Consider the following 21,406-nt stretch of genomic DNA (forward strand, 5'->3'; position numbering starts at 1 on the left):
CCTAGCGGATGCTCCGGGCTGAAGCGTTGGCGGGGGAGAAGACCTCTTCCACTTTGTGGCGCAGGTTTTCACCCTTCTTGGTGGCGACGTCGTTCAGCTCCTGGGCGAAGGCCAACAGGTCTGCACGGAGCTTGGATGCGAGCTCGTCCGTACCCGATGCCAGCATGCGCACCGCCAGGAGTCCGGCGTTGCGGGCTCCTGCGATGGACACCGTGGCAACGGGAACGCCCGCGGGCATTTGCACGATGGACAGCAGGGAGTCCATGCCGTCGAGCGTTTTCAGGGGGACAGGTACGCCGATCACAGGCAGGGGGGTTACCGATGCCAGCATGCCGGGCAAGTGCGCAGCGCCACCGGCACCGGCAATGATGACCCGTAGGCCGCGTTCGTGGGCCGTTTGGCCGTACCGGATCATTTCGGTTGGCATGCGGTGCGCCGAGACGACGTCTGCCTCGAACGGGATGCCAAATTCGGCAAGGGCGTCAGCGGCAGCCTCCATGACGGGCCAGTCCGAGTCGGAGCCCATGACGAGCCCGACCAGTGGGGCAGTTGTTCCAGTCGTCATACGGTTTCCTCCAAGGATGTCGGCTCGGGTTTGCGGCCGTCGCGGATGATGTTGGCCACGGCCGTGGCACGCTGGCGGACGGAGTCGACGTCGGAGATCGACGTACCGACGAGGTTGACATGCCCGATCTTCCGGCCGGGCCGGACGGACTTGCCATAGGCGTGGACCTTGGCTGCAGGCTCGTAGGCGAGGGCCATGGGGAAGGCGTTGAAGAGATCCTGGTTGTCGCCGCCCAGGAAGTTCTTCATGACCGTAACCGGGGCCAATGCATCCGTAGCGCCAAGGGGAAGATCCAGGACCGCCCGCAAGTGCTGTTCGAATTGGCTGGTGATGGAGCCATCCTGCGTCCAGTGCCCCGTGTTGTGGGGGCGCATGGCCAGTTCGTTGATGAGGAAGCCTGCCCCCACTCCGGGTGTTTCAAACAGTTCGGCCGCCATGACGCCTGTGACGCCGAGTTCGTTGGCAATGCGAAGTGCAGCTTCCTCGGCGGCGGCAGCCACCTCAACGGAAATGTCCTGGGCCGGTGCGATCACTTCGTCGCAGACGCCATCCACCTGGATGGTGTGGACTACGGGCCATGCCCGGGACTCGCCGCTGGGGGTGCGGGCGACCAGTGCGGAGAGTTCGCGGCTGAATTCCACCTTGGCTTCGGCCAGCAGTGGGCTCATGGCCTGGAACCAGTCGCCGGTCTCCTGGGCTTCGTCCGCCGAGCCGATGATTCTGACGCCCTTGCCGTCGTATCCGCCCCGGGGTGTTTTCAGGACCACGGGCCAGCCGATGCGGTCACCGAAAGCCACCAGCTCGTCGGGTGTGTGAACGGCGGACCATTCGGGGTTGGGCAGTCCAAGCCGATCAATGGCGGCCCGCATCACGAGCTTGTCCTGGGCGTTCACCAGGGCATCCGGTCCCGGCTGGACATTGACGCCGGCGTCCAGCAACGCCTGGAGGTGACCGGTAGGAACGTGCTCGTGGTCAAAGGTCAGCACGTCCACGCCCTTGGAGAACTCGAGGAGAGTGTCCAGGTCCTTGTAGTCGCCGACAGGGGACGAGGCCACCGCGGCCACGGCAGAAACGTCCTCGCCTTCGGCCAAAACGCGGAGTTCGAAGCCCAGTGCGGTAGCGGGCGGAGCCATCATTCGGGCGAGTTGGCCGCCGCCAACAACGCCAATTACTGGAAAAGTCACAATGTTCAGCCTACCGAACCGGCGGCGGGATCACTGATTCTGGCGCTCTTTCCCTGCCTTTTTGCGGTGTGCCCTGCCTTCTATGGGTGTTCTCACAGGCTGTTCCCGGGCAACGCCGCGAAATCGGCGCTAAAATAAATTTGGCCCATCGGCCCATCTTCAACGGCCATGGAGGGTCATGATCACCACACTTGCAGATCGCATCCGCGGACTTGCCTCGCTTTTCTGGCGCGAGGTAGCCAAGTTCGGCGCCGTCGGCGGTGTTGCCTTCGTCATTGACTCGGCTGTCTTCATCTGGCTCTTTTCGGGCCCGATGCACGGCAGCGAAGTGTGGGCCAAGGCACTCGCCACCATTGTTGCAAGTGTGTTCTCCTGGGTAGCCAACCGCTTCTGGACTTTCCGCCACCGCAAGCAGGCCAACGTGGTCCGCGAAGCCGTGTTGTTTGCCGTCATGAACGTGGTCGGGCTCTTGATCGCTTCCGGATGTGTGTGGTTCGCCAAGTACATCCTGGACCTGAACGACAAGCCGTCATTGTTCATTGCCGGCAGTGTTGTGGGCCTCATCCTGGGTACCATCTTCCGCTTCTTCGCCTACCGCTTCTGGGTCTTCAACGAGGAACTGGACGCCGAGCCGGAGTTCTCGCACGACCACGAGATCCTCGAGGGACACCACAAGCCCAGGAACGGCGAGACCGGCAGCCCTGCCACCGGCGAACTCCCCATCAAGAACGTCTGACCAGCACCTCCACTGACATCAGCGACGGGTGACGCGCTCGTTCTCCAGAAGGTGTTCGGTGACGTCCAGTGCAGGGTGCACCAGGACCACTGAACCGTCCTGCTTCCAGGCACCCAACGACGCCGCCAAGCCCTCTTCCAAACCGTCGGCGGCGCGTACCAAAAGGCGCACCCCTGGCTCCTGGGCGGCAGCAAACCCGTCCATCAGCGCGTCGTGCGCATGAGCGGTGGTGCTTCGGACTGCGGGCAAATCACCTTCGGGTTCGTTATGCGCCATGAAAACGTCACCGTGGGAGCGGACTTCCGCGGCATAGTCCACGACGCCGGCCGGCAACTCGCCGGGCCAACGCATAGCGAGTGCGGCCAATGGCACGGCCACGACGGCGTCGAAGCCGGCCCCGCCGCCGTCGTCGGGCTTGTCCGTGACAAGAAGGTCCGCTGACGAGTCGTCGAACACCACTTCCAGTCCAAGCTGCCAGGCCGCCAAGGCCCACACGAATGACTTCCAGTGCGCGGGGAGGTCCAGTCGGACTGCCATCCCTGGTTCGGCGTCCAGCTCGTCCTGCAGCAGGTTGCTGGTCTTGGCCACCCAGTTGTCCAAAACGCGGCCCGAAAGTTCAACGCGCTCTGAGTCCGGTCCGTACCAGGTAAGCCGTGGTGAAGTTGCGTGTCCGGACCTCAGGGCCGTCATCAGGTTCGCTGCCGGGATAGTCATAGGCCCATCTTGCCACGCTGCGATTGGGCGGTCGCCAGCCATTGTGAAATGAAACACGCCAGCCCCGTGTGGGGCGGTGGTTGACGCTCCGGGGGCGGGCGAAATTCCGCATAAATTCAATGAAAGTTCACGTAAATCGATCCAAGGCTCCCGTTTTCCGCCGCAACACGCGGCGACGCGGCGAAAATGTTGGGCGTGGCGCATCCCACGTTTCTACAGATTCTTGATTATTATTCCGGCGCGGCTTGACTGTCGGTAGTTACACGCGTGTAATTAGTAATCAACGCCGCTGCACAGAGGACCGGAACGCCACCGGGAATCGGAAATACATCCAAGCAGCAGCTGCAAACTCAGGAGGGACGCCATGGGGCAAGCGTTGCGTATCCAGGAAGATGCAGTCGTCGCAGAACATGCGTCGGTGAAATACCGTTCGCGGGAAGTACCGGGAGACTGGTACGTCGATCCTGCGGATCCGGAAGCGGCAGACCGCTACAACCAGAATGTGCAGCAGTCTCTGGAGGATCAGGCAACTGCCCTCCTGGCAGCACATGAGGCATTGATCGGTGATCTGCCCGCGGGGCCGGACGATGACGTTGACGACCCTCCCATGGAGCTGCGTCGTCCGCTGGAAACACCGGGGCAGCCCGTGTGGATCGGCCTTCCCAGCCAGGGTGACTTCGATGACGAAGGAGAGCTCGGCTGGCAGACAGACGCGCTGTGTGCGCAAACCGATCCTGAAGCGTTCTTCCCCGAGAAGGGTGGATCGACGAGGGATGCCAAAAAGGTCTGCGGGGCGTGTAATGTCCGCTCGCAGTGCCTGGAATACGCCCTGGCAAACGACGAACGGTTCGGTATTTGGGGCGGCCTCTCTGAGCGGGAACGTCGTCGGCTAAGGAAGCGAGCGGTCTAATTCTCAAGGAAGTGCATGTTACCGCCGTCGTGGTTGCCCACGACGGCGGAAACTATCTCCCCAGGACCTTGGCGGCATTGTCGAACCAGACGCGTTCGGCAGATGCCGCCATTGGCATTGATACAGGTTCCACCGATAACTCGCAGGCGTTGCTCCGCGAATCGTTCGGAACAGGCAACGTCACTACCTTCACGCACCCGAAGTCCGGCTTCGGCGCGGCCGTCCAGGCGGGCTTGCACGAGCTTGCCCCCGCCCAGGGCGCAGCCGAAGGCAGCACCCCGGCGTCCGTCCAGTGGATCTGGCTCCTTCACGACGACGCCGCGCCGGCGCCGGATGCGTTGGCGGAACTACTCCACGCCGTGGAACGCGCCCCGTCCGTAACGGTGGCCGGCTGCAAGCAGCTCGGCTGGGATAACGAACGGCACCTGGTGGATGTGGGTCTGTCGACCAGCCGCTGGGCCGAACGCCTCACATTGATCGACGCCGATGAAGTGGACCAAGGGCAATACGACGCGCGCACTGACACGTTCGCCGTCAATTCTGCCGGCATGCTGATCCGCCGTGACGTCTGGGAGCAGTTGCAGGGCTTCGACCCCGCCCTCCCGGGCAGCGGGGACGACGTCGACTTCTGCTGGCGCAACTGGCTCGCAGGCAACCGTGTTGTGGTGGTCCCCAGCGCCCGCATGTTCCACGTGGAGCACAGGCCGCACGGTTTGGGTACTTCCTCCGCGGCCCGGAAAGCGCAGATCCACTTACGGCTCAAGCACACCCCGTGGTGGAACGTGCCGTTCCAGGCAATCGGCGCCTTGTTCGGTGCGGTGGTCCGGTTGCTGCTCAGCATCCTGGTCAAGGAGCCGGGTTACGGTTTCTCCCAGTTCACCTCCACGGTGGCTGCCTTGTTCCGCCCGGGCGCAATTGCGAGGGGCCGCCGGGTAGCGGCCGGGACGCGGCGAGTGCACCGCTCCGTCATCCGTGGCCTGCAAACATCCACGCGCGAAGTCCGGGCAAACCGGCGCTCACTGCTGGAGGCCATCCGTCCCAGTGAAGAATCCTCCGCCACCTCCGACCTCCTGGCACCGGAGCCAAGTGGCGATGCCGCAGACGACTTCGCGGCACTGGCAACCAATGAACGCGGCTGGGTGGGCACGGGCGCAGTCGCAGCCGCGGTCCTGGCCCTTGCCGCAGCCCTGGTAGGACTCCTCGGTTTGCTGCGCTCCGGCTCAGTGACCGGTGGGGGCCTTCTTCCCCTGTCCGCCTCCCCAGGAGACATCTGGGCCAACGCGTCCACCTGGTGGATCTCCCTGGGGGCAGGCTTGCCCGGGCATGGCGATCCGTTCGGATACGTGTTGTGGCTGTTGTCGCTGTTCGGTGGCGGGGATGGAAACGTCGCCATGGTCTGGCTGCTCATCCTGGCCATGCCGCTCTCCGCGGTGGGAGCTTGGTTCGCCGCTGGCGCCCTGACGGCCAAACGTCGTTTCCGCACCGTGGCCGCACTGGCTTGGTCCGCCGCACCTGCCCTCCTGATCGCCATCAACGAGGGCCGAATCGGTGCCTTGGTGGTGCACGTGATGATGCCCCTGCTGCTCCTGGCGCTCTTGCGTGCTTCCGGATCCGCCATCGGCCAAGGGCCCACTGGCAGCTCCGCACTCAGTCGACGGCCCGCTCCGATCCTGGGTAAGCCCGGAATCAACGGAACGCCGTCGTGGACCGCTGCCGCAGCCGCAGGCCTGGCAATGGCAGTGGTCACCTCATCGGCACCCTCGCTCCTGGGTCCCATCGCCGTCGCCGTGATTCTCGCAGCCGTGGTTCTGGGGCAGCGGGGCAAGACGCTGTGGTGGTCGCTCCTTCCAACCATTGCCTTGTTCCTGCCCTACGGCATTTCCGTTCTGGACAGGCCCCGTTCCTTGCTCGCCGACCCCGGCCTGCCCCTCACCTTTGAAGCGGCACCGCTGTGGCAGCAGCTTCTGGGCCAACCGCTGGCGTTCAGCATCGACGGCGGCCTGAACGGCTTGGCTTTCTTCGGTCCAGGCGCTGTGCCGTGGGCGCTGATCCTGGCACTGCTCGTCAGTGCGCCCATCCTTATCCTCGCTGTGACAGCCCTGTTCCTTCCCGGCAAACGGACCGCCATGGCCAGGGTCTTCTGGCTGGCGGCCCTGGCTACCCTGGCGGGCAGTTGGCTGGTTGGGCATGTCGCCACCGGGGTCAATGGCAACGTGATGGTCGGCCCATTCACCGGGCCGGCCGTCTCCGCTGCGGGGATGCTGTTGCTCGGCGCCGGGATCATCGGTGCCGACAAACTCTTCACAGCCAGCCGCCGGACTCCGGATACACAGCGGGCGAAGCTTCCGTTGCGCCGGGTTGCGTCCGCTGTGGTGATGACGCTCCTCGTTGCCGGCCCGTTGGCGGGCCTGGGTGCATGGGTTTCCCAGAACGTCCTCCAGCCCTCACCCGTAGCAGGCGAGGCGGGACCACCCGCGACTGAACAACCGACGTCGGCATTGGGCTCCAGCCGCCAGGTTCGGCCGGTGGATACCGGCACGCTGCCGGCCACCGCCGTCGACCGCGGGATGGGTCCCGAACGGACGCGCACCCTGGTTATCACCAGCGGTGAGCAGGGCGCCTTCACGTCATCACTGATGCGCGGTGCGGGAACCACCTTGGACAGCCTGTCCACCATCGCTTCGGCCCGAACCATCATTGGTGCTCCGGGGCGCGAGGAGATCACCGCCGACGACCCCGCCACCACGTCCCTCCGCAGGGCGGTTGCCACCATCGTGGCGAGCACCGGAGTGGATCCGCGGGCAGACCTGGAACAGCTTGGTGCCGGTTTCGTCGTCCTGAAGGTTGCCGACAATGCAGCCCAGCTCACTGCCAGCAGGATCGACGCCGTTCCCGGCCTCGTTGCTGTCGGGCAGACCGACGCCGGGTGGTTGTGGCGCGTCACGCCGCGGAACCAGCCGGCGGCTACTGCAGCGGACACGACACACCGGGTCAGGATTCTCGACGCGCAAGGGGCAGTAACCGGTTCCCTGCCCTCCGAAGAGGTCTCCGTTGACGCCGATGTGGCGCCAGGTGACGAGGGGCGCAAAGTGGTGCTGGCTGAACGTGCCGATCCCGGCTGGTCCGCTTGGCTGGACGGCCGCGAGTTGACCTCCACGACCTCGGGCTGGTCGCAGGCTTTCGACCTTCCGGCCACTGGCGGAAACCTCGAAGTCCGTTACACGAATCCGTGGGCTGTATGGTTCGGGATCCTGCAGGCAGTGGTGATCGGCTTGACGCTCCTGCTTGCTGTGCCGATGCCCGCCCGCCGCACCCGAACCGGCATGTCGAGGGACGAAGTTTCCCTCCGTAAGGAGTACAGCAGTGTCTGACGACCGGAAGAAAGTGCCTGACGAAGCCACTGAAGTCCCGGTGCCCCGGAAGTCCCGCGCCACCAAGGGCGGTGACGCCGGCAGTTCCCGCGGCGAAAAGGGCGGCGACGCCGGCAGCTCCCGCAGCGCCGGCAAGGGCAGCCGAAGCTCCCGGAAGGGCGTCGTCACCGGTGCGCTCTCCGCCGTGGTCATCCTGGCCGCCGGCGGTGGCGCGGTTGCTGCTGCGTCGATGGTGCCCGAGCCTTCCGGCGGCACAACCATGGGCATCCGGCAGGCTGATGTCCCCGCGGGGCGCGCCCTTGGTGTCTGCCCTGAACCGGCCCGGTTGGTCAACGGAACTGTAGTGGGCACGGATGCGGACTTCAGCCCGGTGTCCACCACCGCCACCAGCGCGCTGAACGCCGTAGTGCTGAGCAATCCGGCGGGAACCGTTCCCGGAAGCACGGTGACATCGCTTGGCGGCGGCACGGTGGCTGAGATCGCCAAGGCGCCCACCAGCACTCCCACGCCCACATCCGGTCCGCCGGTATTGTCCGCGGGCGTAGCCTCCATCAGCCCGGTCACGGGACCGTCAGTGGTGGCTGCGGATGCGTTGGGGAACGAACAGGCCTCCTTGGCCGCAAATCTCAGCTATTCGGCCGCAGACGGTGACCTCCGTGGACTGGCCTCAGCCCAATGCCAGCCGCCTGGAAATGATGCCTGGCTGCTGGGGGCCAACACCGCTGTGGGACGCACCGCCGTCCTGAACCTGAGCAATGCCTCCGAAACCCCCGCAACGGTGAACCTGGAGCTCTTCGGCTACAAGGGTCAAATCCAGGCGCCGGGAGCTCGTGGACTCCTGGTAGCTCCGGGAACAACCCGTTCTGTCAACCTGGCCGGCCTCGCTCCGGGTGAATCGCAACTGGCTGTCCATGTGCGCAGTACGGGCGGTCCGGTGGCAGGGACCATCCAGCAAAGTGTGCTGCGGGGGCTCGCTCCGGGCGGGGTTGAATACCTCTCTCCCGGAACCGGGCCGTCGAACCTGCAGGTCATGTCCGGCGTCGACATCCAGGACCCGGCGGCTACCAAAGCGCTGGCCGGGAAGTCGGGGTTTGCCGATGCCGTGCCGGCCCTCCAAATAGCTGTTCCGGGTTCCACCGATGCCGTGGTGCAGGTCAGTCTCTACGGAGCCAACGGTGAACGCAAGGTACCCAACGGGGGAGTAGTGACGGTCAAGGGCGGTTCCGTGGCCACGCTGAACCTTGACGGCGTTCCTGCCGGCAGTTACACCGTCAAGGCCAGCTCCGACGTGTCGTTCGTGGCATCGACCAGGATCACCCGCGGCGCCAAGCCGGAGGACGCTACAGACTTCGCCTGGTCGCCGGCCTCAGCCCGCCTGGGAAGCCAGCACCTGGTTGCCATTCCCCGTGATGGTCAACGGTTGCTGAGCTTCGGCGTGCCCGTCGGCCGTGCCACAGTGAGCTACGCCCCCGTGACGGCCGACGGTAAAATCGGCAAGGCCGTGGATGTGGACATGAGCGGCGGAACCACGTCCGTGATCGAGCTCCCGGCGAAGTCCGGCGACGCCATCGTGGCCGGATATGTTGTTTCGGCTTCCGGGGATCCCGTCTACGGTGCCCTTGTCCTGGGAAAGCAGGGACGTCCGGACGTATCGGTCGTGGCGATCCAGGACGCAGCGGCGGGACTTGAAAAGGTTCCCGTTTCGGTGGGTTACTAGCCAGCGTTCCCGGGTCGGCCGCCGTCGTTATTGATAGCGACGGCGGTAGACCGGGTCCAGCGTTTCCGGTGGCACACCGAGCATCTCAGCCGTGTATTCCACCACGACGTCGTGCACCAGGTCCTGGAGTTCCTCCCGTGTGTTGGCGCCCTGCACCACAACCCTGCGGTAGATGGTGATCATGGGTGCTTCGCCACGGCCACCGGGCGTATACGAGCCCATGGGCGCGGTGCCTCCCGTGGCGACCAGTTGCTCCAGATCCGGTGGGATTTCATCGACTGCGAAGAGCACGCCGTCCAACTGCTTGCCCCACATGTCCTGGAGCCGTTCCGCGGAGTCCAGCACCATGTCGTCAAAACGCTCTGAACGGGTACGGAACCCGGGCAGGTTGGCAAGCATCAGTTCTCCGCGCAGCCCCCGTCCGTGGCGGTTGCGCCTGCGGCGCCGAAAGCTCCGCCCGCCCGTGCCTGCGTGTTCCCCGGCCTGGTCGCCATCCGCGTCAGTCCACCGGATGGTGAAACCGGGGATATGTGGCTGTGACTGCATATATCGACTTTAGTACCGGGCGACCGCCAGCGCGACATCACCGCCCCCAGCGCGCCGCAGCTGTTCCCGATAAACGGATGTGGTGGGCCACGGACGGCCAATGCGCACTTTGGGTGGCACGAGGCGCTACTCTGGGATGTTGTGGGTGCTATTCGTCAATGTTCCAGGTCGGCCTGCCGCCAGTCCGCGGTGGCTACTTTGACGTACGTATACGCGGATTCGACAGCGGTCCTCGGTCCGCTGGCCACCTATGCCGAGCCCCACGCCTATGACCTGTGCTCGCAGCACGCGGAAAGCCTGACTGTCCCGCGGGGATGGGAAGTGCTTCGGCTGGCCATGCCCAGCTCGCCCCCTGAGCCCGGGCCCGACGACTTGCTCGCACTCGCCAACGCTGTTCGCGAAGCAGCCTCCGCAGCTCCGGAAGCTCCCGTGCGGCACAACCATGCGCACATGGAGCCACCTGCCGGTACCGAAGGCACACGACGCGGTCACCTGCGGATCCTTCGCGAACCGTCCTGATCGGGCACCCCAAGGCAGGGGTCGCAAATCGTCGCGGTGCTCCAGACGGCACGAACGTGCGCGGTAGTCTGGAATCTGCAGATTAACCAGCCAGCGGCGCCGGGCGGCGCCACCCAGGGAGCATCATTCATGCCAAAGGTCAGTCCTGAACTGTTGTCCATCCTGCGCTGTCCCGTGACGGGTTCACCGCTGGTCCAGGAGGGCGACGAGTTGGTTGCCTCCGTCGCCGCGGCGGACGGCGAAAAGCTCCGCTACTCGATCGAGGACGGCATTCCGCTTCTCCTGCCGCCGGAATTGTTGGCCGCTGCCCACGCAGCGACTTCCGGCCAGCACGATTCCAAGGCGTAATACCCTCTTTTCACCAAACCCGCACGGTACCCAAAGGATTTCCATGACTTTTGATTTCAAAGTGGCCGACATCACCCTCGCGGAGGCAGGTCGCCACCAGATCCGCCTCGCCGAGCATGAAATGCCCGGGCTTATGTCTCTTCGGGAGGAATTCGGGGCTTCCCAGCCGCTGAAGGGCGCACGCATCGCAGGGTCGTTGCACATGACCGTGCAGACGGCTGTGCTCATTGAGACCCTCACAGCCTTGGGCGCCGAGGTTCGCTGGGCTTCCTGCAACATCTTCTCCACCCAGGACGAAGCAGCCGCCGCCGTCGTCGTCGGTAAAGGCACGCCGGAAGACCCGCAGGGTGTCCCGGTCTTCGCGTGGAAGGGCGAAACGCTCGAGGAATACTGGTGGACTGCCGAGCAGATCCTTACCTGGCCCGGCGCGGAAACCAACCCGGAGTTGGGTCCCAACATGATCCTCGACGACGGCGGCGACGCCACGTTGCTGCTGCACAAGGGCGTCGAATTCGAAGCGGCGGGCGCTGTCCCCACCGCCACGGAGGATGACCCCGAGGAATACGTCCTCATCCTTGACCTCCTCCGCCGGACCCTCGAAGCCGATCCGCAGAAATGGACCCGCCTGGCAGCCAGGATCGAGGGTGTCACTGAGGAAACCACTACCGGCGTGCACCGCCTGTACCAGTTGGCAGAGCAGGGCAAGTTGCTGTTCCCGGCCATCAACGTCAACGACTCCGTCACCAAGAGCAAGTTCGATAACAAGTACGGGATCCGCCACTCCCTCCCGGACGGAATCAACCGTGCCACCGATGTCCTCATGGGCGGCAAGGTTGCCGTGGTTTGCGGTTACGGCGACGTCGGTAAGGGCGCCGCGGAGGCGCTGCGCGGGCAGGGTTCGCGGGTCATCGTCACGGAGATCGACCCCATTTGTGCCCTGCAGGCAGCCATGGACGGTTACCAGGTGGCAAAGCTGGAATCGGTGCTCGCGCAGGGTGACATCTTCATCACCACCACGGGCAACAAAGACGTGATCCTGGCCGAGCACATGCTGGGCATGAAGAACAAGGCCATTGTGGGCAACATCGGCCACTTCGACAACGAGATCGACATTGCGGGGCTGGCCAAGATTCCAGGCGTCAAGAAGGTCGAGATCAAGCCGCAGGTCCACGAGTGGGTCTTCGAGGCCGGCACCGGCGCGGAGCGCTCCATCATTGTCCTTTCCGAGGGCCGCCTCCTCAACCTGGGCAACGCGACCGGCCACCCGTCCTTCGTGATGAGCAACTCCTTCGCGAACCAGACCATCGCCCAGATTGAGCTCTGGACCAAGAAGGACCAGCCTGCCGGGGAGCGCGAATACCAGAAGCAGGTCTACGTCCTTCCGAAGATCCTGGACGAGAAGGTTGCCCGCCTCCACCTGGATGCCCTGGGCGTTGAACTGACCGAACTGAGCAAGGACCAGGCTGACTACCTCGACCTGGACGTAGCCGGCCCCTACAAGCCGGAGCACTACCGCTACTAAGCGGTGCTTGGGTCACCACCTCACTGTTGAAAGGTCGGCACGCGTCCAGCGTGGCCGGCCTTTCGGCTAGAATTGGGTGTTCAGTATTGCTTGCCGGGGGACAGGAAGACGGGAACCATGACGGAAGTCGCCAAACGGAAGACGGGCAAGATCCTTGCCATTGCAGGGATCTGCGCCGCTATCGCCGTGGGCGGGATTGGCGTGGCAACCGTTCCAGGGTTGCTGGCTGGATCCAGCCAGGATGCCGGAGCCGCGCCGTCACCCACTCCCACAGTTGAAGCCAAGCCCGTGGAGCTGGGAATCACGCCCCTGGACGGCGCCGTTGAATGGAACCCTGTGGTTGGACCGCAGATCAAGGCAGTCAACGGCAAGGTCAAGGACGTGGTGCTCACTCCGGTTGGCGGTGGCGCGCCGGTGCAAGGGAAGACCAGCCCGGACGGCAGCACATGGACCACGCTTGAGGTCCTGAAGTTCAAGACCCAGTACACCTATTCCTTCACCGTGGTGGATACAGCCGGCAAGGAGACCAAGAAGACCCAGACCTTCACCACGGTTTCCGCGGCCTATGAGGCCGACGCGTCCATCTACCCCCGCAACGGCACCACGGCCGGGTCCGGCCAGCCGATCGAAATCAACTTCAGCGAGCCGGTCCTGGACAAGGCAGCCATGGAGAAACGGGTTGCCATCACAGTGTCCTCGGGCCAGCCTGTCGCGTGGCACTGGTACTCGGACAAGAAGGTCCGGATCCGTCCGGAGGCTTTTTGGGCCTCCGGCAGCACTGTCACCGTCGACATGAAGCTGCTGGGCGTCGATTTTGGCAACAAGATGATCGGCAACGGGAACGTCGTGTCCACGTTCACCACCGGCCCCCAGCGTGTTGCCGTGGTGGACGACACCACCAAAACCATGAATGTCTATTCGGATGGACAGTTGGTGCACACAGCACCGGTCTCCCTGGGCGGCGAAGACTGGTTGTCGCCCACGGGGTACGCCGTCATCCTGGAACAGGAACGCAAATCCAACTTCAACGCCGGCAGCATCGGCCTGAAGCCCGGGGACAAGGGCTACTACGCGCCCATGGTGGTGGACTACGCCAACCGCCTCACCTGGTCCGGCGTATACGTACACCAAGCGCTCGAAGCTGCTTGGGGCGCCATAGGCCGAGTGAACGTCTCCCACGGCTGCGTCGGTTTGTTGCCGGATGATGCCGCTTGGTTCTTCAACAACATGAAGACCGGAGATGTTGTCCAGATCCTGAACACCGGGGCACCTGCCGTGGAGCCTTTGGAAGGCTTCGGGGACTGGAACATCCCTTGGGCCAGCTACGCCCAGCGATAGTTCCGGTTGTAGGATCAAGGCAGTGATTATTTCCTGCATGCTTTGACCCATTCCTTAGGCGCCCACCCTTCGTTGGCCCTCTCTTTTGTGCTGCCCTTTGTGGTGATTCCGGGAGTCCCTACGGGGAACCCGTCCACGGGTTCCCCGGCCCTCCCTACCGGACCCCTTTTCCCCACTTGGAGCACATGTGACTATTTCACCAACCCTTCGCCCTGATTGCGGCAGCTGTTTTGCGCTCTGCTGTACCGCCCTCGGCTTCGCCCGCTCGGCGGACTTCGCCATCGACAAACCTGCGGCTGCGCCATGCCCCAACCTCGCCGGCGACTTTTCCTGCACCATCCACCAACGCCTGCGCCCCCGGGGCTTCCGCGGATGCACGGTCTTTGACTGTTTCGGGGCAGGCCAAGCCGTATCCCAGCACACCTTCGGAGGCATCAGCTGGGCCGAAGATCCGTCGTCCAGGCACTCGATGTTCGCCGTTTTCAAAACAGTTAAGCAACTGCACGAGATGCTGTGGTACCTGGACGAAGCGGGGCGGCGCACTTTCGATCCTGAGCTCGCCGGCGAGGCAGCCCTCCTGTCCGGCCGCATCGCAACCATCGCCCAAGGCGACGCGTCGGCGGTGCTGGGCGCCGACGTCGAACTCCTCCATGGCGAGGTGCGGAACCTCCTGATGGAGGTCAGCGGGGAAGTCCGCGGTTCGTACGGTGCCGAAGGAACCGCAACGCTCGACGGTGGCCTCCGCCCGGGTGCCGACCTCATGGGTGCCGCCCTGGCGAACCGGCGCCTCTGCGGGGTGGACCTCCGTGGCGCCTATCTGATTGGGGCGGACCTGCGGGGGAGTGACCTGGCAGCGGCGGACATGCTGGGAGCCGACCTGCGCGGAGCACAACTCCACGGCGCGGACCTCTCAAGCGCCCTTTACGTGACCCAGCCGCAAATGAACGCCGCCGAAGGCAACTCCGACACGCACTTACCAACGCGGCTCTCAAGACCGGACCACTGGCTCTAAGCGGCCACCCCAACGAGCCCGGGGCGACATCCGGCAGCGTGCGTCCAAGCGGGGCACGAGCACGCGGAGGGTGTCGGCCCCGGGGCCGGTTAGTTACTGGTGAAGGGCAGTTTACGGAGCCTTTCGCCGGTGGCGCGGTTCCGTATTTCGGCCTGGCGGAGGCGTGCCAGTTCGCGGTTGCGCCGCTCGCCGAGGACCGCGCCGATGTAGTCCTCGGGAATGGTCCCGGCGGGCGGAGGCGGTGCCACGTAGCGGGTGAGTTCCGAGGCCAGCGATGCGGCCATGTTGATGCGTGAGGCAGGGGCCATCAGGTAGGCCTGCTGTACGAAGGTTCCGGCACGGCGTGCCGTGGCGTCGGGCACCCTGCCGATGTCTGCCATGGCTATCCACGCCTGCAGGTAGGGCGGTGCCACGGGCATGATGCGCGGCTTTGAGTTGACGCGTTGCCGGAGGGAGTAGGTGCCGGCGACGATGTCCCCGAGGCGTTTGGATTTTTCGTTGAACAGGGCCACGAAAATGGCGAGGCCACCAAAGGTCAGGTAGATCTCCAGGAAGCCAAGGAGTCCGCGGATGAGGGCGTGCCGGAACCGGATGGCGCCGCCGTCGTCGCGCACTATGCGAAGCCCTGCAGCGAGCTTTCCCAGGGATCGCCCACGGGTGAGCGTTTCGACGGTTACGGGTACAACGATGACGGAGAAGATTACGCTGCTGAGGATCAGGGCCCGGATGGCAGCTTCGTCGAGGTCCCGGGAGGCGGCGGAGACCAGGATGATCAGCAGGATCGCGAGGACCACCTGTGAGATGACGTCCAGGATGAGCCCCAGCGCCCGGGAGGCGAAGGACGCTGGGCGCAACTCAAGGACAACTGCCTCGCCAGTGATGATGGAACTCAAGACTGCCCCCCATGCTGCGGGCTGCGTGCCCGCACCAATGAGTCTAACGGCGGTTCAGGTCCGGTGGGCGGACAAGGGCGCTAGGGTGGTGCCGTGGACATCGATGCCTTCTCGGCCGTGCATGGGGACAAATGGGCGCGGCTTCACTTCCTCGCGCATAAACGCCGGCTCACAGGGGTTGAGGCGGACGAACTCCTTCGCCTGTACCAAACCGTGTCCTCGCACTTGTCGCTGATCAGGTCGGTGGCGCCCGAGTCCGGGCAGTCAGCGTCCCTTTCTGCAGCGTTGGCGCAGGCCCGGACCAGGTTCACCGGTGCCCGCTCGAATTTCATGGAAGACCTGGCACGCTTTTTCGTCATCGCCCTGCCGGCCGCCTTTTACCGGATCCGTTGGCTGACGGTGTGGTGCGGGCTCGCCTTCGTGCTGGTGGCAGGGGCTTATGCACTCTGGATAGGCACATCCCCGGAAGCATTGAGGGCTGTGGCAAGCGACGCGAAGGTGAAGCAGTACGTGGAGGAGGACTTCATTGACTACTACTCGGAGAATCCCGCAGCCTCGTTCGCCGGCGCGGTGTGGACCAACAACGCCTGGATTTCAGCCCAGGCAGTCGCTTTCGGTGTAACGGGTTTCTGGGTTCCCTTCATTCTGTTCATGAATGCGCAGGGAGTGGGCATAGCCGCCGGACTCTTCCTGGCGACCGGAAAAATGGACGTTTTCTTCAGCTACATCCTTCCGCATGGGCTCATGGAACTTACCGCCGTTTTCATCGCCTGTGCGGCAGGGCTGAAGATCTTTTGGGCGATGGTACGGCCCGGTCCGCGGACACGGCTGCAGGCGGTCGCCGATGAGGGCCGTTCCCTGATCACCATTGCGTTGGGCCTGGTGCTGGTCCTGCTGGTATCCGGGATCGTGGAAGGTTTCGTGACGCCCAGCCAACTGCCGGTCTGGGCCAAGATCGGCATCGGCGCGTTCGTTTTGGCTGCCTATTGGGCGTACACGCTGATTCTGGGCCGGAAGGCGGTCCGGTCCGGTGTCACAGGCGATTTGGACGCACGCGACGCCGGTTACCGGAGTATCGCAGCCTAGACCTTACGGTTGCGTTGCGATCTGGTCGCAGGCGGGGTGGCTCCGCGTGTCTGCGTCATGCCGGGCGGTAGGCTCGAATGCAGACAAGAGAGCCGGCAGTCCCCAACCGCCGGTGCATGCCTACGGAAGTGAACCCGCTGTGAGCGACAAGAGCCCAAAACCACAAGAGCCTGACACGGACGTCCCTGAGGACCCCAACGAACCGGCATTCGACTGGATGAAGCCAAAGACGTCCGCCGGTGCTTCCGCAGCGACCTCCGAAACCACGGCAGCCCCCACTCCCAACGATGCCCAGCCGGCGCACGCTAGCACCACGGGCGCCACTCCCACCGCCTCAGCAAGCACGGGCCAGCCCGGGAGCCGGGCAGACCGGAAGGCCGCCGAAGCGGCCGACGCCGAGCCTGAACCGCCGCTTTTTGCCGACACGCTTGCGAGTACTTCAGCGGATAAGGAGCCGTCGCACTATTCGGAACCCTTGCCGACGTCGGCCCTCCAGGTCCGACCGCCCGAAGACGAAGTAGCCCGGCGCAATGCCGAACGCGAGCAGGCGGCGAAGGTCAAGCCTGTGGGTCCCCGGATCTTCCAGGTGTTGTTGGCGGTCTTCTACCCGGTGATCCTCCTGGTGCTCGCCGTGAGGGCCGTGACCAGCCCGCTGTTCCTGTGGGTGGAGTACAACCGCCCCGGCTTCCCTGGCGATGGCTACGGTTTCAGCACCGATGACCGGATGACCTATGGTTCGTATGCCGTGGACTACCTCAGCAACTGGGCCGGTCCGCGGTACCTGGGCGGCTTGGTGAACCAGGACGGGACCAAGCTGTTCAAGGACAGCGAAGTGGCACACATGGCTGATGTGAAAGTGGTCATCCTGACCTCCTTCGCGGCTGGTCTGTTGCTGATCATCCTCAGCATCATCGGCATCCTGTACCTGCGTAAGCGAAGCAACGGCGGAATCCGCCGCGGCCTGTTCGCGGGATCAATTGTCACGTTGGTCATCATCATTGGCCTCGCCGTCCTGGCCGCGTTGAGCTGGCAGCAGTTCTTTACCGAGTTCCACAGGATCTTCTTCGCCAACGGGACGTGGACGTTCTCCCTGGATGACACCCTCATCCGGCTCTTCCCGGGACAGTTCTGGGTGGATGCCGGGATCGTTATCGGTGCCCTGGTGTTCCTGGTGGCGACGCTGACGTTCATCTTCACCTGGCCGACAAAGCGGCGTCGCGCGGGCATCGCTTCCACACCCGCTGACGACAACCTGGAAATGACCACGGAGGCAGCGGACGACGATTCCGAAGCTGTTGACGTTCGCGAGAACGCGAACGGCGCTGCCCGCTAAGCCACACGAAAACGGACCCCGGTTGGGGTCCGTTTTTGTTGTCCGATGCCGGCCCCCTACTTTGCGTAGAGCTTCTCCACGATGGGCGCGAAGTCGCTGACGACGGCGGCCCGCTTGAGCTTCAGCGACGGCGTCAGGTGCCCGGACTCGACGCTGAGCTCGGCTTTGATGAAGGCAAACTTCCGGATGGACTCGGCTTCGGAGACGAGCTTGTTAGCCTCGTCCACTGCGGACTGAACCGCGGCCTGCACCCGGCTGTCCCCGGCCGCTTCCTCGAAGGAGAGGGACACCTTGTTTACGGCACACCAGTCGGCGAGCCCTTCAGGGTCCAGGCTCACCAGTGCTGCGACAAACGGCCTGCCGTCGCCCACTACCACTGCCTGGCCCACCAAGGGGTGTTCGCGGAGCTTCTCCTCCAAGGGAGCCGGAGCCACGTTCTTCCCGCCGGCCGTGACCAGGAGGTCCTTTTTCCGTCCCGTGATGGTCAGGAAGCCGTCCTCGTCCAGTTCGCCGAGATCGCCCGTCCGGAAGAACCCGTCCACGAAGGCTTCGGCAGTGGCACGGGGATTGCCGTGGTAGCCCTTGAACACACCGATTCCCTTGACCAGGATTTCGCCGTCCGCGGCCACCCTCACGGTGGTCCCGGGCAAGGGAATCCCCACCGTGCCGATCCTGGTCATGCTGGGCGTATTGACCGTGCACGGTGCAGTGGTCTCGGTCAGGCCGTAACCTTCCAGCACGGGGACGCCTGCGCCGTGGAAGAAGTGGTTCTCGCGCAGGCTCAGGGGACTGGCGCCGGACACCGTGTAACCCACTTGGCCGCCGAATACCTCACGGACCTTCGGGTAGAGGAGCTTGTCGAAGGTGCTGTGCTTGAGGTTCAGGAGCCAACCCGGACCAGGCCCCTTGCCGCGCGAGGCGAGGTCCACCGCCGTCGAATATTCAACAGCGGTTGCCGAAGCCGCGGAAAAGAGTGCGGACTTGCCGCTCATGGCAGCTTTGTGTCCCGCACCGGCGTAGACCTTCTCGAAGATGCGGGGGACCGCCAGCAAGAACGTGGGTTTGAAGGTTCCGAGGTCGGCCATGAGCCCGCTGGCGCCGGCGCTGTGCCCCAGGGTGATGCCCGCCGTGAGGCAGACCACCTGGACAGCCCGTGCGAGTACATGGGCCAAGGGCAGGAACATCAACGTCCTGGCGCCTTGCTGCATCAACAATTCGGGAAGGAAAGGGATCACGTTGCGTGCCACCAGGACAAAGTTGCCATGGGTGATCTCGCAGCCCTTCGGCTTGCCCGTGGTTCCGGAGGTATAGACGATGGAGGCGACGTCGGCGAGCGTCGCGGCGTTGCGCTGCCGCTCCAGCTCGGCGTCCATAATTCCGACGCCGACGGCGGACACGCTGGTCAGGTTGGGGGCGTCGCCGTCGTGCTCCATCCGCACAATCGTGACTGGGTCGTCTCCCAGCGACGGTGATTTGTCCACCAGGGCGTGGACGAGGTTGGCCTTATCTGTGTCCTCCACAAAGATCCGTCGTGCCCCGGAATCGGCCAGTATCCATTCGATCTGGCTGGCAGAGGACGTCTCGTATATGGGCACGGTGACCCCGCCGGCCATCCAAATGGCGAAGTCCACCAGTGTCCACTCGAAGCTTGACCGCGAGAGTACAGCCACGGGGTCGCCGGGGTTCAGGCCGCCGGCGATCAGCCCCTTGGCCAGTGCCGTGACGTCGGCGAGGAACCTGGCTGCTGACACGTTCAGCCAGCCGTTGGGAGTGTTGTGGGCATAGAGGATGCCGAATGGATCCTTGGCACAGCGTTCCAGGAGGAGGTCCGTCACGTTGGTGTTGGGATCGGCCTCCACCAGAAGCTCCGTGGTTGCTTCCCTCACTTCTTGCCTCCTAAATCCACGACGGCATCCACATTCTCATCCGCCACTCCTGGTAGCTGATCACCTCAGCAGTCAGCACCGGGTAGAAGAACGCGGTTGCAAGAACTGCCAACACCATCACCAAACCCACAATGTAGAGCCCCGATCGCCTCCGCCACGGAGGGTCGCTGCTGCGCCCCAGAACCAAACCAAGCACATAGGCCAAGGCCAGTACCAGGAACGGCTCGAATGACACCGCATAGAAGATGAACATGGTGCGTTCCGGGTACATGAACCAGGGCAGATAACCGGCTGCCACCCCGGCAAGGATGGCTCCCGCGCGCCAGTCACGGCGTCCGGCCCACCAGAACAGCAGGATGACCAGGGCGATGGTCCCACCCCACCAGACCACCGGATTCCCCACGGGGAGGATGGCCGAGGAACAGGTGTCCACGACGCAGCCGGCGGTGCCCTGCTTCGGTGACTGGTAGTAGAAAGACGTAGGCCGCCCCATGACCAGCCATGTCCACGGGCTCGACTCGTACGGGTGGTCGGCGCTGAGGCCCTGGTGGAACTTGTACGCCTCCAGGTGGTAGTGCGCCAGGGACCGGACAGAGTTCGGCAACCAATCCCAGCCGGGGGCCGGGTTGGTTGCTGCCCACTGGCGGTAGTAGGCGTCCTTGGAGAGGAACCATCCCGTCCATGTGGCCACATAGGTGAGGGCGGCGACCGGGACGATGGTCGCAAAAGCAGGCAGTCCGTCCTTGATGATCCCAGCGCTGAACCAACTGCGGATACCGGCGATACGGCGGGCGCTCATGTCCCAAAGGACCGTCATCAGGCCGAAGGCGGCAACGAAGAAAAGGGCCGACCATTTGGTGCCCACCGCCAAGCCAAGGCACAAGCCGGCGACGAGCCGCCACCAGCGCATTCCAAGCCAAGGGCCAGCGACGAGTTGGGTGGGTGTTGGCATACGGCCCGGCGAAGCAGCCGCCTGGGCGGCGAGCCGTGCAGCCAGCCGGCGGCGGCCGTCGTCGCGGTCCAACAGCAGGGCGCCGAAAGCGGCGAGGATCCAGAACGCCAGGAAGATGTCCAGGAGTGAGGTCCGCGAGAGCACCAGATGGTGGCCGTCGATCGCAAGAAGGAGTCCGGCCACGGCGCCCAGGGTGTGGGAGCGGAAGAGCTTGAGCGCTATGAGCGAGACGAGGAACACCATCAGTGTGCCCGTCAGCGCTGCGCTGAAACGCCAGCCGAACGGATTGTCGCCGCCGAAGAGCCACATCCCAAACGCGATCATCCATTTGCCCACAGGTGGGTGGACCACGTATTCGGGAGTGTTGAGCAGGACATTCGGGTTGCCGGCGTTGAATGAGTCATTGGCCTGGGCCGGCCAGCTGCGCTCGTAGCCGCTCACCAGGTAGGAGTAGGCGTCCTTGACGTAATACGTTTCGTCGAAAACCAGGCTGTGAGGCTCCCCGAGGCGGAAGAAACGCAGGATTCCGCCCAGTATCGCCGTGATGGTTGGGATCAGCCAGAACCACAAACGCAACGACGCCGGGTAGTCGCGCCAGCTTTGCACCTCGCCGATGAGCCGGGCCCGCAGGGCGGTGGCGGTGAAGGCTTCCGCCGGCCGGGCTATCCACTTGTGGCGTTCCAACCCGCGGCCAGGCAAGGGAGCGCTTGGGCCTCGCGGGGCGGACGCTTTTGGCCCGTCATGGGCTGGCGTTCCCGCGTGGCCCGCAGTGCC

At 64.4% G+C, this 21,406-nt stretch carries 18 protein-coding genes; 11 read left to right on the forward strand and 7 right to left on the reverse strand.

The annotated features are described in order from the left end of the window. Nucleotide 1: 1 nt before the first annotated feature. Entirely contained in the window at nt 2–565 is a 564-nt protein-coding gene (gene purE / locus J2Y68_RS05830; protein ID WP_309990924.1) for a 5-(carboxyamino)imidazole ribonucleotide mutase, read from the reverse strand. Beyond that, nucleotides 562–1,749: a 5-(carboxyamino)imidazole ribonucleotide synthase gene (locus J2Y68_RS05835; RefSeq protein ID WP_397334650.1), complete on the reverse strand. Its 1,188-nt coding sequence runs from the start codon at nt 1,747–1,749 to the stop codon at nt 562–564. The genes purE and J2Y68_RS05835 overlap by 4 nt, the downstream gene beginning before the upstream one ends. A gap of 178 nt (nt 1,750–1,927) precedes the next feature. Here J2Y68_RS05835 and J2Y68_RS05840 point away from each other — a divergent pair, with 178 nt between their 5' ends. Then, complete coding sequence (locus tag J2Y68_RS05840; RefSeq protein ID WP_309990927.1) at nt 1,928–2,485, forward strand: GtrA family protein; 558 nt, start codon at nt 1,928–1,930, stop codon at nt 2,483–2,485. A gap of 18 nt (nt 2,486–2,503) precedes the next feature. Here the strand turns inward: J2Y68_RS05840 and J2Y68_RS05845 are convergent, their stop codons facing one another. Then, entirely contained in the window at nt 2,504–3,199 is a 696-nt protein-coding gene (locus J2Y68_RS05845) for a TIGR03089 family protein (RefSeq protein ID WP_211713161.1), read from the reverse strand. A 364-nt stretch (nt 3,200–3,563) separates the two neighbouring features. On the opposite strand from J2Y68_RS05845, the gene J2Y68_RS05850 reads away from it, so the two are divergent. From J2Y68_RS05850 to J2Y68_RS05860, 3 genes are read left to right on the forward strand one after another with little or no spacing between them, the layout of a single operon-like run. Continuing rightward, a complete protein-coding gene (locus J2Y68_RS05850) occupies nt 3,564–4,109 on the forward strand; it encodes a WhiB family transcriptional regulator (RefSeq protein WP_211713163.1) in 546 nt (181 codons plus the stop codon). Between the two features lie 11 nt (nt 4,110–4,120). Then, on the forward strand, nt 4,121–7,480 hold the full coding sequence (locus J2Y68_RS05855; protein ID WP_309990931.1) for a glycosyltransferase family 2 protein: 3,360 nt from the start codon (nt 4,121–4,123) through the stop codon (nt 7,478–7,480). After that, nucleotides 7,473–9,197, forward strand: coding sequence for a DUF5719 family protein (locus tag J2Y68_RS05860; RefSeq protein WP_309990934.1), 1,725 nt, complete (start codon nt 7,473–7,475; stop codon nt 9,195–9,197). The genes J2Y68_RS05855 and J2Y68_RS05860 overlap by 8 nt, the downstream gene beginning before the upstream one ends. Before the next feature lie 27 nt (nt 9,198–9,224). Here J2Y68_RS05860 and J2Y68_RS05865 read toward each other — a convergent pair whose 3' ends face one another. Next, entirely contained in the window at nt 9,225–9,743 is a 519-nt protein-coding gene (locus J2Y68_RS05865) for a metallopeptidase family protein (RefSeq protein WP_211713167.1), read from the reverse strand. 141 nt (nt 9,744–9,884) lie between these two features. On the opposite strand from J2Y68_RS05865, the gene J2Y68_RS05870 reads away from it, so the two are divergent. The 5 genes from J2Y68_RS05870 to J2Y68_RS05890 all read left to right on the forward strand — a co-directional run bounded on the left by J2Y68_RS05870 (nt 9,885) and on the right by J2Y68_RS05890 (nt 14,482). Next, nucleotides 9,885–10,262: a DUF3499 domain-containing protein gene (locus J2Y68_RS05870; protein ID WP_211713169.1), complete on the forward strand. Its 378-nt coding sequence runs from the start codon at nt 9,885–9,887 to the stop codon at nt 10,260–10,262. Nucleotides 10,263–10,391: 129 nt separating this feature from the next. Next, on the forward strand, nt 10,392–10,610 hold the full coding sequence (locus J2Y68_RS05875) for a Trm112 family protein (protein WP_257368651.1): 219 nt from the start codon (nt 10,392–10,394) through the stop codon (nt 10,608–10,610). A 43-nt stretch (nt 10,611–10,653) separates the two neighbouring features. Beyond that, entirely contained in the window at nt 10,654–12,132 is a 1,479-nt protein-coding gene (ahcY, locus tag J2Y68_RS05880) for an adenosylhomocysteinase (protein WP_309990939.1), read from the forward strand. Nucleotides 12,133–12,249: 117 nt separating this feature from the next. Further along, nucleotides 12,250–13,470 carry a L,D-transpeptidase gene (locus J2Y68_RS05885; protein WP_309990942.1) on the forward strand — a complete coding sequence of 407 codons (1,221 nt, stop codon included), beginning with the start codon at nt 12,250–12,252 and terminating at the stop codon, nt 13,468–13,470. A 187-nt stretch (nt 13,471–13,657) separates the two neighbouring features. After that, complete coding sequence (locus tag J2Y68_RS05890) at nt 13,658–14,482, forward strand: pentapeptide repeat-containing protein (protein ID WP_309990945.1); 825 nt, start codon at nt 13,658–13,660, stop codon at nt 14,480–14,482. An 89-nt stretch (nt 14,483–14,571) separates the two neighbouring features. Here the strand turns inward: J2Y68_RS05890 and J2Y68_RS05895 are convergent, their stop codons facing one another. Further along, the gene (locus J2Y68_RS05895; protein ID WP_309990948.1) at nt 14,572–15,375 is read right to left on the reverse strand and encodes an RDD family protein; all 804 of its coding nucleotides are present in this window, start codon (nt 15,373–15,375) and stop codon (nt 14,572–14,574) included. Between the two features lie 93 nt (nt 15,376–15,468). Here J2Y68_RS05895 and J2Y68_RS05900 point away from each other — a divergent pair, with 93 nt between their 5' ends. Both J2Y68_RS05900 and J2Y68_RS05905 read left to right on the forward strand, forming a co-directional pair. Next, nucleotides 15,469–16,461, forward strand: coding sequence for a stage II sporulation protein M (locus tag J2Y68_RS05900; RefSeq protein ID WP_309990951.1), 993 nt, complete (start codon nt 15,469–15,471; stop codon nt 16,459–16,461). Nucleotides 16,462–16,600: 139 nt separating this feature from the next. Then, a complete protein-coding gene (locus J2Y68_RS05905; RefSeq protein ID WP_309990955.1) occupies nt 16,601–17,794 on the forward strand; it encodes a TIGR01906 family membrane protein in 1,194 nt (397 codons plus the stop codon). A 56-nt stretch (nt 17,795–17,850) separates the two neighbouring features. Here the strand turns inward: J2Y68_RS05905 and J2Y68_RS05910 are convergent, their stop codons facing one another. Next, nucleotides 17,851–19,680, reverse strand: a complete 1,830-nt coding sequence (locus J2Y68_RS05910) for an AMP-dependent synthetase/ligase (RefSeq protein WP_309990958.1) — start codon at nt 19,678–19,680, stop codon at nt 17,851–17,853. 10 nt (nt 19,681–19,690) lie between these two features. Then, nucleotides 19,691–21,331: a dolichyl-phosphate-mannose--protein mannosyltransferase gene (locus J2Y68_RS05915; protein WP_397334706.1), complete on the reverse strand. Its 1,641-nt coding sequence runs from the start codon at nt 21,329–21,331 to the stop codon at nt 19,691–19,693. Nucleotides 21,332–21,406: the final 75 nt, after the last annotated feature.

Origin of the sequence: Paenarthrobacter nitroguajacolicus, from assembly GCF_031455195.1 — a bacterium.
Lineage (GTDB): Bacteria > Actinomycetota > Actinomycetes > Actinomycetales > Micrococcaceae > Arthrobacter > Arthrobacter nitroguajacolicus_D.